Annotated in this window: 9 protein-coding genes and 1 pseudogene; 9 read left to right on the top strand and 1 reads right to left on the bottom strand. The window is 55.9% G+C overall.

Annotated features, from left to right (window positions below; genetic code table 11):
* Positions 1 to 496 precede the first annotated feature (496 nt).
* The 4 genes from KHU30_RS06940 to KHU30_RS06925 all read left to right on the top strand — a co-directional run bounded on the left by KHU30_RS06940 (position 497) and on the right by KHU30_RS06925 (position 8895).
* Complete coding sequence (locus KHU30_RS06940; protein WP_211441829.1) at positions 497 to 2956, top strand: type VI secretion system Vgr family protein; 2460 nt, start codon at positions 497 to 499, stop codon at positions 2954 to 2956.
* 20 nt (positions 2957 to 2976) lie between these two features.
* Entirely contained in the window at positions 2977 to 5067 is a 2091-nt protein-coding gene (locus tag KHU30_RS06935) for a glycoside hydrolase family 19 protein (protein ID WP_211441828.1), read from the top strand.
* A 9-nt stretch (positions 5068 to 5076) separates the two neighbouring features.
* Positions 5077 to 5676 carry a hypothetical protein gene (locus KHU30_RS06930; protein ID WP_211441827.1) on the top strand — a complete coding sequence of 200 codons (600 nt, stop codon included), beginning with the start codon at positions 5077 to 5079 and terminating at the stop codon, positions 5674 to 5676.
* 330 nt (positions 5677 to 6006) lie between these two features.
* Entirely contained in the window at positions 6007 to 8895 is a 2889-nt protein-coding gene (locus KHU30_RS06925) for an ESPR-type extended signal peptide-containing protein (RefSeq protein ID WP_211441826.1), read from the top strand.
* Between the two features lie 219 nt (positions 8896 to 9114).
* Here the strand turns inward: KHU30_RS06925 and KHU30_RS06920 are convergent, their stop codons facing one another.
* On the bottom strand, positions 9115 to 10314 hold the full coding sequence (locus KHU30_RS06920) for an FAD-dependent oxidoreductase (protein WP_211441825.1): 1200 nt from the start codon (positions 10312 to 10314) through the stop codon (positions 9115 to 9117).
* Between the two features lie 110 nt (positions 10315 to 10424).
* Between KHU30_RS06920 and KHU30_RS06915 the strand changes: the two genes are divergently transcribed.
* The 5 genes and pseudogenes from KHU30_RS06915 (at position 10425) to KHU30_RS06895 (ending at position 15526) form a co-directional block, all read left to right on the top strand.
* The gene (locus KHU30_RS06915) at positions 10425 to 10949 is read left to right on the top strand and encodes a MarR family winged helix-turn-helix transcriptional regulator (protein WP_211441824.1); all 525 of its coding nucleotides are present in this window, start codon (positions 10425 to 10427) and stop codon (positions 10947 to 10949) included.
* Between the two features lie 255 nt (positions 10950 to 11204).
* Positions 11205 to 11501: pseudogene (locus KHU30_RS06910) on the top strand (alpha/beta hydrolase family protein); the annotation flags it as partial.
* 267 nt (positions 11502 to 11768) lie between these two features.
* Positions 11769 to 13109, top strand: coding sequence for an FAD-dependent oxidoreductase (locus KHU30_RS06905; RefSeq protein WP_211441822.1), 1341 nt, complete (start codon positions 11769 to 11771; stop codon positions 13107 to 13109).
* A 39-nt stretch (positions 13110 to 13148) separates the two neighbouring features.
* Positions 13149 to 13889, top strand: coding sequence for an enoyl-CoA hydratase/isomerase family protein (locus KHU30_RS06900; protein WP_211441821.1), 741 nt, complete (start codon positions 13149 to 13151; stop codon positions 13887 to 13889).
* A complete protein-coding gene (locus KHU30_RS06895) occupies positions 13886 to 15526 on the top strand; it encodes a CoA-transferase (protein WP_211441820.1) in 1641 nt (546 codons plus the stop codon). Before KHU30_RS06900 ends, KHU30_RS06895 begins: the two co-directional genes overlap by 4 nt.
* Positions 15527 to 15598: the final 72 nt, after the last annotated feature.

Raw genomic sequence — 15598 nt, 5'->3', positions numbered from 1 at the left:
TACTGGCACGATCATCCGGGAGGCTGGGTCATCCTTGCACATGTTATGGTGCTTCCAGCCGATTGCCACTTAATGGCGCCCGTCGGCGGCGCATTTTCGTACTCACGCGGCACGTACGCTGGAATCGTTCAAGTCTTGAATGGCACGGCACGGGCAGCCCGCACCGCAGCTCCGCCATCCCCGCGAACGCGGGGATCCACGTTGCTTAATAAGCTATTGAAAATGGATTCCCGCGTTCGCGGGAATGACGGCTGCAACAAGCTCAAGCGCCCATTCCACGGCGCCGCCCAGCCGGCCTCACAACCGCCCGCCGCGTCTCAAAACGCCCACAACAGTGTTAATTCTTGCAAAATTCGCCTGCCTTGGGAATTTCCTTTTGGCAATTAAAGCCGCCAGCGGGTATGATTGAATGAGATTTTACCAACTAGTACATCAGCAAAAAATATTGTTGAAATGATATTTTGCTGCTGGCAGTTCAATTCCCGGGGGCCCCCGCATGAGTAGCTTGTTTCAATCCCTGTCCGCCTTGATCCAAGGCCGGCAGAACAACCGTATTCTTCGGCTGTCTTTCCCCCACGACGACGGCCCGCACGCCCAGCTGCTGGTGAACAAGTTCAACGCCGTCGAAAGCCTGTCGCGCGATTTTGACTACACCGTGGAATTGCTGTCCGATGACGCCGAGCTGGCCCTGAAGGATCTGCAAGGCAAGCTGTTCTGCGTGGAACTGGTGCGTGGCGACGGCAGCCTGCGTTACTTCTCCGGCTACTGCTTCGAATTCCGCCTCGTGCGCACCGACGGCAATATCGCCTTCTACCAGGCCAAACTAGGGCCCTGGACCCACTACCTGCGCCTGCGCAAGGACAACTACATCTTCCACGGCAAGACCCTGCGCGAGCAGATCGACAGCATCTGCGCCGACTACGGCACCTTGCCGGATTGGGATTTCCGCGTCAGCAGCGCCGACCCGGTCATGACGGACGCCATCCAGTTCGACGAAAGCGACCATAACTATCTCCATCGCCGGCTGGAAGCGGCCGGCCTGCTGTACTACTACGAACATACCGACAAGGGCCATAAGCTCATCATCACCGATGACTCCACCCAGGCCGCGCCCATCGACGGCGGGGAGGAAATTCGCTTCCAGCGCCATGGCGGCGCGATAGAGGAAGACGGCATCGGCGAATTCTCCCCGGTGCGCCAGATCGTGCCCGGTTCCGTGTCGCTGTCCGGCTTCAACTTCAAGAGCCCGGTGCCGATCCATGCCGGCGTGCCGACCCTGAACAAGCAGGGCAATGTGCTCGATGTCGAATCCTACGAATATGCCGGCGCCTATGGCGTCAAGGGCGTCCAGGATGCGGACAAGCTGTCGCGCCTGCGCATGGAAGAGATCGAAGCGGCAGGCAAGCACTTTACAGCGGTAGGCAACAACCGCTACGTGCTGCCGGGACGCTGGTACCGCCTGAGCGGTCATTTTGCTTCCAGCCCGTTTGCCAGCCATGAAGACGCCGGCAAGAATGAATTCCTGATCATTTCCGTTCACCACATCGCCAGCAACAACTACCTGCAGCAGGCAAGCGAGAAGGCCGAATACCGCAACGCGCTGACCTGCCTGCGCAAGACCATCCCTTGGCGTCCGGGCCGCAATTACCATAGCGTCAACACCAAGATTCAAGCTCCGCAAACCGTCACGGTAGTCGGCCCATCCGGCCAGGGCAGCGTCCACACCGACGAATACGGCCGCATCCGGGTCCAGTTCCACTGGGACCGCATCGGCAACAACGACGAGCGCAGCTCGGCCTGGGTGCGGGTCGCCAGTTCCTGGGCCGGCGGCGAGCTGGGCGCCAAATCGATTCCGCGCGTCGGCGCGGAATGCCTGGTGCAATGGCTCGACGGCAATCCCGACCGCCCCATCGTCACCGGCAGCGTCTACAACCAGCGCAACATGCCGCCGTGGAAGCTGGCGACCCAGCAATCCTTGATGGGCTTCAGGAGCCGCGAACTGACGCCCAACGGCGGCAACCAGCCCGGCGGCAGGAGCAACCACCTGGTGCTGGACGACACCAACGGCAAGATCCAGGCGCAACTCAAAAGCGACCACCAGCACAGCCAGCTGAGCCTGGGCAGCATCAGTCGCATCGAAGACAATGCGGGGCGCAAGGATGCGCGCGGCGAAGGCTGGGAATTGCGCACGGATGGCCACGGCGTGGCGCGTGCGGCCAAGGGCATGCTGATCACCACCGAGGCACGCAGCAATGCGAGCTCGCATATCAAGGATATGGGCGAGACGGTCAGCCGGCTGACGGCTGCACGGGATCAGCATGAGTCGCTGGCCGATGCGGCGCAGCAGGCTGGGGCGCAGGAGAAGCAGGGACAACAAGCTGATGTCGCGCAAACCTTGAAGGCGCAGAATGATGCGATCAAGGGAGGTGGTGCAAGCGAGGAGGGCAGTTTCCCGGAATTGTCACAATCGCATCTCGTGCTGGCCAGCCCTGCCGGGATTGAGACTACCACCAGCGGCAGCACCCATATCGCCAGCGACCAGAACACGGCCATCACGACCGGCAAGAGTTTGTCCATTGCCAGCGGCGACAGCCTGTTCGCCAGCATCCGGAATACCTTCCGGCTGTTTGTGCAAAAGACGGGCATCAAGATGGTGGCGGCTGCCGGCGACATCGATGTCCAGGCGCTGACAGACAGCATCAACCTCCTGGCAAAACTAAATATCACACAAACTGCCAATCGCATCACGATCACCGCCAAGGAAGAAGTACTGATTAACGGCGGCGGCAGCTATGTCAAATTCAATGCCGATGGGATTGAGCATGGAACGAACGGCGCTTATGTGGCGCATGCGGCTTCGCATAGCTTACCGGGCCCGAAGAGTTTGGATCGCAAGGTACTGCTCCCAACCCAAGGCGGCCACGATCCTGACGGATCATTTATCTTTTCTGCCTAACCTGACCATTCTGACCAACGATGATCATCACTTACCCCATTCAGCTACCTTACAGCCTTGGTAAAGAGCAGCGTGTTGTGCCTGATCCGGTTTACAACAACAGTGAAATTCTCAGCGGTTCCTTCCCAATGGGGAAGAACCGGTTCTGGCATGGTGGAGTGCACATCCATCCTGCTGATAGAAACATCCCGATCCGCGCCATTGCGGATGGCGAGCTGGTTGCTTATCGCTATGATGAAGCGGATGCCAAAGACGATTTTTTTGACAAAGTGCCATATTCACGCAGCTTTGTATTGCTCAAGCACGAAACAGTAATGGGTCAAACCACTCTGGGTACTAGCAGATTGACCTTTTACTCCTTGTATATGCATTTGCAGGCATGGAATGAGGTCAAGGATAAGAAGGATGCTCAAGCGGTAAACTTTCTTAAAAAACTCGTGCCTGAACATGCGCAAACGGATAAAGATGGAAAACCTGTGCTAGACAAGCACAAGAAGCCTGTCATGGTCAAAGCTCATGTCGATATATTGAAACCCGTTGCAAACGGGGCTTGCAACGATGGGAGTGGCAATGCAAAGGTAAATCGCGGCGATATTCTCGGCTACTGCGGCGACATTCCTGACAATCTAGCTACCCCTTCGAGGGGTATTCACTTTGAGATATTGTTGAACGATGTCCAATTTTTGGATAACTCAAGCCAAACAGTTTGGGGGCAATGCATTTTGACGGACTCGTTGGAAGTGCGAGACGAATTGCTAAAGAAACAGACCTTGAGCGTAGACCCTAAGAAACCCCTTGTTCTTGACAAACGTCAAAATGGAGGTGGATATACTAAGTTGCTCAATGATAAGCATGCGCTATGGGTAAGCGACGACCAATTGACTACGGAGGAAATTGAAGTCCCTGATCCGAAGCATAAAGGAAAAAAGCTCAAGCATACGCAACATAAAGCTCGTGACAAAAACCTTCAAGTTTATGATAAAGATCCCGTAAAAAATGTGAGTACGCTTGCCAAAGGCACCCCTGTTATACCCTGGCTAGATCCGTTGTTGAAATCAGGTGAATTTCTTCAGGAAGAGCATGAAGGAAAAACTTGGGTGCCAATATTTACTCCTGATAACAACAAATTGCATTGGGCTGAAAAAACAGAAATTAAATATAGCAGCGATGCGGATTGGCCTGATTTTCAAAAAATGGAAGAGCATGGACAGTACAGTGACGATGGTTTCATTGATGATGAGGGAATGCAGAAACTCCTGGAAGCCTACGATAAAGACCGTGCCGAGGCCAGTAAAGATAAGTTGGCGCAGGACGAGAAAAAACTACAGCACCTTATTACTAAGCATCCTACTGAATGGAGTAAACAGGACATAGCCAAGCGATTTGGCCGTGTCGCGACTGATTCCTTCGGCCCGTCAAAACTGACACCAGAACAGTTCGCTAAATTGACTAAGCATATTGAGCGCCTGGCATTTTGGGAGGATGTACCTAATCTGCCGGATGCAAAGGGAGTTTGGCATGCACACCCGATAAGATTTATTGAACAACTGGCCAAATGCATGTGGTTAAGTGATCAGGAAATTTACAGATTGATGCCACAAACAAAAGCAGAAGTAGTTAGTGCCCACGCGCTTAGCCTCAATAAGACAATGCTTCAATGGGGATTTTCTGACAGATTAGAGCAAAGTCATTATTTGGCCCAGGGTGAGCATGAGTCGGGGGGGATGAGTTTGATGACAGAACTCCCGTCTAAATATGCAAGTAGTGCTTCTCACTATAAGGGCCGTGGTTTTGTACAAATTACATCTGAGGGAAATTACAAAGCATTTAACTCTTACGTGGTGAAGTACATTAGAAATGTTGATGTCGTAGCGAATCCGGAGCTTTTAGGTTCTGATTCATATCTTGCCTTTGCCGCCTCCTGCTGGTACTGGAGGTCAAACGATGTACGCCGCTCTGCGCACAAAGGCTTTACAGATGAAGTGGTCGATGAGGTAGGGCGAGTGATTAACAGAGGGCCCGGCCGACGGGATGAACCTGACTATCCCCCTGTTAATCGAGAGGATCGGCTTGATAAATTTCATCAGACAAAAGAAGTGCTATTAGATTGAGGAATGACGATGAAAGAATTGTATTTTCGAAATGTGACGGTTTTTTTTCTTCTGTATTTTTTCTCGAATTTTATTTTTGCCGTCGAAAAGAATGATGTTGAGGTCTTGCATAGCACCCTGAAAGCCGGCTACATCAAAAATGTGACGATCAAATTCGATGGAAATGTTCAGGAAATAAAGCTGCCATCTTCAGGAGCTAGGGAAAAATCCTTCTCCGTTAGCGGGTTGCGTTGGGGAGGTTCGCGAATGCTTGGGGTCACCCTTGATGATCGCGGTCAAATTCCCTCTATTGCATATTTTCAAATCGAGGGCAAGAAAAGCTGTTTTGTTGGGGAGCATTCTCTATTGAGTTTTGACAATGAAAGTAATTTTGTTGTAGAGCCAATGCATTCCAGCGCTAGCGAACAAGTCATTAACCGCTATAAATTGAAAAAATGTGAGTTGAGCTTTTATGATCAACTTGTTGATAAGGCAGTAGAGGCAGATGATCCTGACGTAATCACGAGACGAGTCATCAGAATTAAGGGAGTGGATTTGCCACGCTACGAGTGTGACTACACAATCAAGCAAGGGAAAATCCTTGACGCTGATAATTGCTTCAGGAAATAGTTCGTCGACTTCACTATCGCGCAGATATAGGCAATTTTGCGTCATTCTAGGAGTTCACATCTTTCTGGAAAGGTGTGTCTGGCTTTTTTCCTGACGATAGTGGGGCAATCATATCTGTCCTGCTGGGAGGATCACCAATTGAAATGGCTATGAAAGCCATGTTGAAATTTCCAACGTGCAATGAAAATATTGTTTTATTGTTATCCAATGTTCATTTTTATGACCAATACTAACATTTGTTAATTACATTTAAGACTAGTCCAATATATAGGGAAAGTCTTAATCAACATACTCGCTCCTATCAAATTTTCATTCAGATAGGAGCCAGTCATGAACCAAATCCATCGTGTGCTGTGGAGCGAAACCACCGGGACTTTTACTGCGGTTGCGGAAACCGCCAAGAGCAAGGGCAAGCGCTCGCTTGGCCGTATCCTGCGCCGTGCAGCTGTTGCTGGCGTACTAGTGCTGGGGGGCGGCATGACGCTGTCCAGCAGCGCCGCCGAACTGTCGCCAAACGGCGCGACAACAGCGCCATTTTGTACTACACCGGATGTGAATAATCCGGATGTTTGTCTGGATGATGGCAATCATGCCGCTTTGACCGGTGGAGGAATTGGGACGTTTGGCGGAATCGGAACCTTTGCTTTGACGCCAGGTACGGGTGGCGTGGCTGTCAGTGTCGGCAGCTACGCACAACCCGGCACTGGCAGCGTCGGCGATTTGGCAATTGGCGCCACTGCGGTAGCCGATTCTTCCGGCGTCGGAGCGCCCGGTGATCACGCCTCGATAGCAATGGGGTTTGGCGCAAATGCCACGGCGTTTCGCGGTATTGCCACGGGTATGTATGCCAAGGCATCTACGACAGATACCATTGCAACGGGGTACCTGGCAAACGCATCGCAAGTTTCTGCCATTGCTATCGGCGCTAACGCGAATGCCAGCGCGGTCAATGCGGTGGCGCTGGGTGCCGGCTCGGCGACCGGCGCGCGCGCCAATGTGGTCGCGGTCGGTTCAGCAGGCAGCGGTCGTCAGATCATCAACATGGCTGCGGGTACCGCCGGCACCGACGCAGTCAACGTTAACCAGCTCGCGCCTGCCGTGGCAGCCCTGGGCGGCGGTGCGCAGATAGACGCCATTACAGGTATCGTCACCGGTCCCAGCTACACGCTGGCCAACGGCGGCGTCCAGACCACCATTGGCGCCGCGCTGAGCGGTTTGGATACGGCGTTAACTGCCACCAACGCCAATGTCACCACCAACTCGACCACCATCACCAATCTCACCACCCAGCTCGCCAGCGGCGCGATTGGTCTCGTACAACAGGCTGCGACGACTGCCGACATCACCGTGGCGGCCGCTCGCGGTGGCACTGCAGTAGACTTCATGGGTACCGGCGGCACACGAACGCTCAAAGGCGTGACGGCGGGCGTCAACGATAGCGATGCCGTGAACATGAGTCAGTTGAAGGCCACTGACGCCAGCGTTGCCGCCAACGCGTCGAGCATCGCGGCAAACACAACGAGCATTGCGGCCAATGCTGCTAACATCGCCACGAACACAACGAACCTCGGCAATCTCACCGGTCGTGTAGCAGTGAGCGAAGGCGATATTACTAACATCAAACAGCAATTGGTTGATATCGGCGACGGTAGCGCCGGCCTGGTGCAGCAAGACGCGACGACTAGAAATATCACTGTTGCCGCCGCAAGCGGCGGTACTGTCGTTGACTTCAGCGGCACGGACGGTGCTCGTACGTTGTCCGGCGTTGCCGCCGGCGTTGCCGACACGGACGCGGCGAACATGAGCCAGTTGAACGCCACTGACGCCAAGGTTGCCGCCAATACGACGAACATTGCGGTGAACACAGCCAATATTGCAAACAACACTAGCAACATCAGCATTCTCGATGGCCGCGTGACCGTGAGCGAAGGCGATATCAGCGGCATCAAGCAACAATTGGTGGAGATCGGCGACGGCACCATCGGCCTGGTCAAGCAGGATGCCGGCTCAGGCAATATCTCTGTGGCAGCGGCAACCGGCGGTGCGCTCGTGGACTTCAGCGGCAGCGCCGGTGTGCGGACCTTGACCGGCCTTGCCGATGGCAACATCGCAGCAGGCAGTGCCGAAGCCGTGACGGGTAATCAATTGTTTAACACCAACAATGCGGTCTCGGCTTTGGACGCCCGTGTCGGCGCCACTGAAACCAGCATCACCAGCATCAACGGTGCGCTGGCGGACCTGGGTTCGTCGATGACAGGGGCGGTGACCTATAACGCCGATCGTACGATGGTGTCTCTGGGCGGCGTTGGCGGGACTGTTATCGATAATTTGAACAGCGGCATCGTCTCGGCCTCCAGCATGCAAGCGGTCAACGGCAGCCAGTTGTTCAGCATGCAAGCGGCATGGGATCAGAAGCTGCAGGATCTGGCCGATTCGTCAGATGTTGCGCTGGCCGACCTGAAGTTGAAAGTCGACGATTTGAGCGGCACGGTAGCCGATCAAGGCAAGCAGATCGGCGATGTTAACGACCGCGTCGGCAATATTGAAACTGGCATCGCCGACGGCTCAATCGGCGGCGGTGGCGGCGATTCCGGCGTCAATCCGGCGGGCAATGCGCAGATCGGTGCTGGGGCCTCGGCGTCAGGCAGTAATTCGTCCGCCGTCGGCAGCGGCGCGGTCGCTTCCGGCGACAACAGCACAGCGGTTGGCGCTGACGCATCGGCCACCGGCGACAAGAGTACGGCGCTGGGCGCCAATGCATCGGCAACGGGCAGCAACTCAGTCGCCATCGGTGCAGGTTCGGTGGCGGATCGCGACAATAGTGTCTCGTTCGGTTCTGCAGGCAACGAGCGTCAGTTGACCAACGTGGCCGATGGCACGCAAGCTACCGATGCTGTCAACAAGCGTCAGCTGGACGGCGCCATCGCTGGCGTGAACGAGCGCATGGACGGCATGAATAGCCGTATCGACCGGCTGGACAAGCGCGTCGACGAAATGGGAGCAATGAGTACTGCCGCCGCACAGATGGCGCTTTCCACTGCCGGTCTGGCGGGCACTCATCGTCTCGGTGTCGGCATCGGTGCGCAGAATGGCCAATCAGCGCTTGCCCTGGGTTATCAGCGTGTGTTGGATAAAGGGAGGCGGACTCTGAACCTGGGCGGCTCTGCCTCGACACGCGGCACAGTATCGATTGGAGCCGGGGCGGGGTTCTCCTGGTAAGCAATCGATCATTGACGACTGATCCTTGCCGGTAGCCACGCCGCCAAATCTCGCAATGGCGAGGCGGCCATGGCGCTGCGCGCCCCGGGAAGGGAGCCTTCGCTTGCTCAGTTCGCTGAAACCGATTCGGCTTGCGCCTGGAATCTCATCGAGTTGCGCGTTTCTTTTATCCAGGACTGTTGGGGCGGGCCATTGCGACGTCAATCGGGCGTTCGGCAATCATGCTGTCACGACATCGTCCCAATCGATGCGATAGCCATGCAAGGAACCGAACATCTTTTCCGGTGTGAAGAAGGTCTTCATCGCAATCGGCATCAAAAGGCTGAACATTGCCTTGGCCACCGGCCCGGAGGCCTTTCTATTGTTGGTCCTCGCGGCGTCCGCGGCGACTTTCTCGACCCTGGGCCGGCGCAGCCGCTCGTAGGCGAGAAAGGCCGTGGCAACGTCGGGCAGGTCGCGCAGGCAGCGCGCCAGCTGGATGGCGCTCTCCATGGCGAGCGACGCGCCTTGGCCCGAACTCGACGATGGCGCATGCGCGGCATCGCCGACCAGCACCATGCGGCCACGATGCCAGCGCGGCACTGGCGGCAGTATCTCTCCCGCACCTGTGACGAGCAACTGTTCGGGACTCGTGTGGGCAAGCAACGCGCCGCCGGGAACGTCATAGCGATAGACCTCGCGCAATGTCTCCAGCCACTGTGCCGCCGGCACGGCCCTTGCCTCTGCCGCCGTCAACGGCGTCGGGTGCGGCAGATTGCCAAACCACATGGCGCTGCCGTCCGGCTCCATCCAATGGCCGAGAAATGCGTGCTTTCCATGCACGAAGTGCATGGCGCCAGGGCGGCCAATTGCATCGCTGCCCATCGCACGGCCGCCGAATCCAAGCAGGCCGGTGTACTGCGGTCCTGGCGCCTGCGGATCGATCAACATGCGGACTGCGGATCGGATCCCGTCTGCGCCTATCAGCACGTCCGCACTGGCGTTGCTGCCGTCGGAAAATCGTGCGGTAATGCCCGTAGCAGTCTGGTCGACCCCAATCACGCGCTTGCCGTATTCAACGGAGACACCATGTGCTGCTGCATGCCGGTGCAGCACGCGGCACAGCTCGGAGCGCCATATGAGCAGGCTTGGCGGCATGCCGGGCAGGCCGGGAAACTCGCCGACAGACTTGCCGCGCCCGTTTGCCATCACCATGCGCGTAATCGGCAGGCCGATGGCGCGAACAGCCTCGTCTGCACCGATGATGCGCAGTGCGTCGAGGCCGTTCGGCGCGACCATGAGGGTGCCTCCAACGCCCTGCGCCGAGCTTGGGTACGCCTCGTGGACAGTGGCTTCGATGCCTGCTTTACGCAGCGCCAGGGCCGTCACCGGCCCGGCGATGCCGCCGCCGATTATCAAGGCTGTTTTAATATTTGCCATGTTTTTCTCCAGGATGTCCGTTGAATGCGCCCGTCTGGTAACATTCATACAATTGATCGTATATTACTTAGTAACTAAGATACTTTTACTCTAAGATATTTGGGGCGACTATGTCAAGCGTCAAAACAAGGAAGGCTGCCTTGCTGCAGGCATTAGGGCTGGAGGTTCGCCGCATGAGCGCGCAGGGCGTATTGTTGAGCGGCGCGGTGGCCGAGCGGGTGGGGGTGTCCAGCACAGACCTGGAATGTCTGGACTTCATCGTGATGGCTGGCGCTGATGCGTTGACGCCGAGCCAGCTGGCGACAGCGACCGGACTGACGACGGGCGCCATCACCGGGCTGGTCGACCGGCTGGAAAAGGCCGGCTTCGTCAGGCGCGAAGCCGACCCCACCGACCGCCGCAAGGTGCGCGTCGTTGCCTGCGAAGAGCGTGTGCGTCAGATGGGTATCTACTATGAGCGGCTGGCTCGGCGTACCGAAGCCGTATGGGCGCAGTTCAATGAAGAACAGTTGCGCACGGTGCTGGAATTCGCGCGCCGTTCCAGCGAGGTATCGATGGAGGAGGTGGCGTACATCCGCACCTTGCCGGTCTTGAAGGCGATCGATACAGCGCGCAAGCTTAAACCGAAGGATTGATTCGGCGGCATGTCAGCCTGGACGGATAAGCCTATGCGCTCCAGGAAACGTCATCGTTGCAGCGGGCCACAATCCTATTCAATACAGTGAGCAGGACTAATGTTCAATCGTCCGGATATTCTGCCAGGCCGTAATTGAAGCGCATATATCGGGCCTGTCGCTCGGCTGAATCAGGCCGGATTTTTCATGCGCAGGTCAATAGCTTGGACCTTGCTCGTGAGATGGCGCGGCCTTTCAGGCGAATGCTTGAAACAGGGCATGTCAGTGCTGGTCGGCGATCATGAAAAGGATGCGGCCCAACTGAAAGCGACCTCGCCCCTCGCAAATGCCGCGCGTATCACACAACCTTTACTTTTAGCATGCGGTGGATCCGACTTGCGGGTCCCTATCATACGCGGCGCGAAGTTCCGTGATGCGGTCAGGGCAACCAATCCAAATGTGGAATGGGTTCAGTATCCCGAAGAGCGGCATGGTTGGCGACTGAAGAAAAACAACGTCGATTTCTGGACTCGCGTCGAAAAATTTCTGGATAGAAACTTCGGCAAATCGTGATTGCGTCATAAGCGCCCAGTACTTCAGCGCATTCAGCGCATTTTGGATGACGCCCGTTTTATGCATGTTCCCAAGTCGAACATTGATTCTCTGTGCCCAGCGTATACCTACGCCAACTCGCAGACTGGCGGCAGGGATGACTCAACAGCCCGTTAGGCGGCTTAATCAATTCCATTTCTAATTTTTGCGCTCCCTCTTGACAGTTCATTTCGCACGATGTATTAATGTCGACATCTGACATATCAGTTGACGACAAGGTGGCGACAAATGGAAAAAATGGCGGTTGACGTTAGAACGGTTGAAGATCTCCAATGTGATGTGCTGGTTATCGGTGGTGGGGCAGCTGGAGTTGCCACGGCAATAACGGCCCGGCGACAGGGATTGCATGTGGTGCTGCTAGAACGCTATGGATTTTGTGGCGGCGGCGCTGTAGCTGGGCTGTCAGGCACTGTCTGTGGACTGTATCTTGCAACCGACCGCGCTGGCGCGAAACCGGAGCAGGTTGTTTTCGGGTTTGCGGAGGAATTTTGCAAGGCGTTGGAAGCACGGGGAGGCCTTGGCGCACCATTGCGCTACGGAAAAACTTGGACGCGCGTTCATGATCCTTTGATATGGCGCGATGCCGCAGACGCTTTGTTGATTGAAAATGGCGTCCAGGTGATCTACCACGCTGTTGCAACAGGAACCCTTCTCGACGGCAAAGAGCGGGTCGAAGGTGTCCAGGCATGGACCAAACAAGGACCTCTGACGATTCGAGCCAAGATCACTGTAGATGCCAGTGGAGATGCCGATCTGGTGGCAATGGCTGGACTGGATAGTTTCGTCGGCGACAAGGGCCGTGTGCAGAATCCGACCATGATCTTTCGCCTGCAGGGGGTCGACGTCGAACGCTTCACTGCCGCTTATGGCGACGACACGATCATGGGCGAAGCCGTATCAGCCCTGATACGCGAACGCCAGTCCGCTGGCGACGATCTCCCACGGACAAAAATCTGGCTTTTCCCAACAACCCGCGCCGGAGAGCTGCTGTGCAATTGCACTCGGATAACCGGTACAGACGGGCGCGAGCTCAATCCTCTTTTATATCGCGACTTCACTGAAGCCGAGTTGAATGGCCGGCGCCAGGTGCACGCGTATGCTCGCTTTTTTAGAGAGTATGTGACTGGATGCGAAAACGCCTTCATAAATGACACCGGCGTTCAGGTCGGCGTGCGTCAGACACGGCAGGTCGAAGGTGTTGCAAAGCTCATGAATAACGATGTGGTCACGGCCCGTAAGTTTTCCGACGGCATTGCACGCTCGCCTTGGCCAATTGAATTGCATAGCGGCGCCAGGCCAAAAGTAGAGTGGATTCTGGACGACTACTACGAAGTGCCGTACTCGTGCTTCGTGCCGACGCATGGCGAGGGCTTGCTGGTTGCCGGCCGATGCCTCTCTGCCGAACATGAAGCGGTTGCTTCGGCGCGGGTTACAGCTCAGTGCTTTTCATACGGTCATGCGATAGGACACGCGGCGACCATTGCAATTCGTCATGGATTGGAGCCGCGTGAGGTAGACCCGCAGGAAATACGTGCAGCACTTGAGCGAGATGGTGCGCATTTATTGTAAGACGAATTATTTGATGAACGACAAAAGGAGAAATTGTTAATGATCATTGAAAACATAGGTCAGGTTCGGCATCTGACATTAAATCGACCTGCGCGCCGTAACGCTCTGGATAGCAAATCAATCGAAGAACTCGCACAAGCGTTGCAAGACGCCGATCGGGATCCGGCGGTCCGAGCCATCGTCCTGTCCGGCGCGGCGCCGGCTTTCTGCTCCGGCAGCGATCTGAAAGAGCTCAGCGCAATGTCGATCCAAGAAATGTGCGACTCCGAATTAGAGACCGCGCAAGTGGCGCGATCAATTGCCGGCCTGTCCAAGCCGGTGATTGCGTCGGTGGAAGGTTTCGCGCTTGGAGGAGGATTTGTTCTCGCAATTTCTTGCGATATCGTCGTTACCGCCTCAAATGTACGTTGGCATCTTCCTGAAGTCCCGAATGGCTGGTTGCCGCCATGGGGATTGCAGGCGCTGCTAGCTCGCGTCGGTCCGGTTCGTGCACGGATCCTGACTTGGGCCGCGGACGTCATCAATGGCATTGAAGCGCATCGCCTGGGCGTTGCGGACTACTTGACCGAGCCTGCATGCGCCAACCAGGAAGCCCTCGCGCTGGCGCAACGACTTGCCGCCTTGCCGCCCGAAGCCATCACTTCCACCAAGCGTTTCTTCGAACCTTTCGTCACATACGATGGCGAGCGACTCGACCGTGTGGCCACCCAGCACTTTGCCAGCAATTGCGAAGGTGGGACCGCGCAAGCACTTTTATCAAAATTCAAGGTGAAATCGTGACAAAAATTATCTCTGCAGAACAAGCCGTAGCGTCAATCAAGGACGGGCAAACCGTTGCCTCAGTCGGGGTGATCGGCTGGACGGTGCCAGACGCTACGCTTGAGGCGCTAGGCAAGCGTTTTCGCGAAACGGGCGCGCCACGCAATCTGACGTTTTATTTTCCTTGCGGTACAGGGGATGCTGTCGGCATACGCGGGATGGACCACGTTGCGCAGGAAGGACTGATGAAACGCATTGTTTCGGGGTCTTACATCAATCCGGTGAATCCACATACCGGCAAACGTCCGGACCTGATGCAACTGATTCAAGAGAACCGGATTGAGGCATATTCCTGGCCGATAGGCGCATCCATGCATTGGCTGCGCGAAGTCGCGCACAAGAGTCCAGGTTATATCACGCGGGTTGGAATCGGCACGTACGCCGATCCGGACAACGGCGGAGGAAAGTTCACTAACCGTTGCCAGGATGATTTGATCCAGAAAATATGCCTGAACGACGAAGAATTCCTGTTCTACCCGACCTGGCCAATTGATGTTGCAATTATTCGCGCCAGCAGCGCCGACGAGTTTGGCAATCTTTCATTCGAAGATGAGCCGTTGGTGTCATCAGGCCTGGCGCTGGCATTGGCGGCAAAGGCAAGCGGCGGCCGGGTGATTGTGCAGGTCAGAAGAATCGTTTCGCGCGGGGAACGATTGGCGACCTCGGTCCGATTGCCGGGCATGTTTGTTGACGCATTGGTTGTTGAGCCTGACATGATGATGAGCACCGATACGCCATATGACGAAGCGTATTTGCGTCCAGGTGCCGGCTACGTTCATTTGCCGGACATTCCCTTCGGCCCGGATAAAGTCATCGCTCGACGCGCTGCGTTGGAAGTGCGTAAGCATGAACTGTCCATCTTCGGTTTTGGCGCCGCGGCTGATGTTCCACTGGTGATGGCAGAACAGGGACTGATCGATCCAGAAACCGGTTCAGACGACTACTGGTTCACCACCGAGCACGGTTCCTATGGAGGCATTGTGATGAACGGCTGGCAGTTCTCGGCAAATCTTCATCCGCAGGCGCTTCTCGACGGCGTTACTCAGTTTGATGTGATTGACGGTGGATTGTGTCGCTTCGCCGCGCTGGCATTTGCCGAGTACGATTCTCATGGCACCGTTAACGTCAGCAAGTTCGGAAAAGTGAATCCCGGTTCCGGCGGCTTCATCGATATTGCAATGAATGCGCAGCGTCTGGTGTTTACCGGCTCGTTTACCACCGGCGGGCTCGATATCGCTTATGACGGCGGGCGCATGACGATTCTGAAAGAGGGGAAAGTAAGTAAATTCGTCAACACGGCCCAAAGCATTACGTATTCGGTCGGAAAGGGAGTAGCCGGCGGGCAAAGCGCATTGATCATCACTGAACGCGCCGTTTTCGAAGCGACCTCGCAGGGATTGGTGCTGATCGAAATTGCTCCTGGCGTGGATTTGCAGCGCGATATCCTTGCGCATATGGCGTTTGCACCGCATCGCATTCTCGACCCATTGCCGCTAATGGAGGCATCGCTGTTTGATCCAAGGCCGGGTCGGGGTTTTCAGCCACCGTTTTTCAGTAAAAAAATGGATGTGATCGAGAAGGATTCATCTATGGCGTGAAACAGCGCATGAGGCAGGTTGCTCGTCAATCGGGAAAGTGACGACAAGCGAAATCCTACTTGACGGCGTACC

Source organism: Collimonas humicola (genome assembly GCF_018304945.1).
In the GTDB taxonomy this organism is placed as follows: Bacteria; Pseudomonadota; Gammaproteobacteria; order Burkholderiales; family Burkholderiaceae_D; genus Collimonas; species Collimonas humicola.
This window is presented reverse-complemented; position numbering and strand designations above follow the sequence as displayed.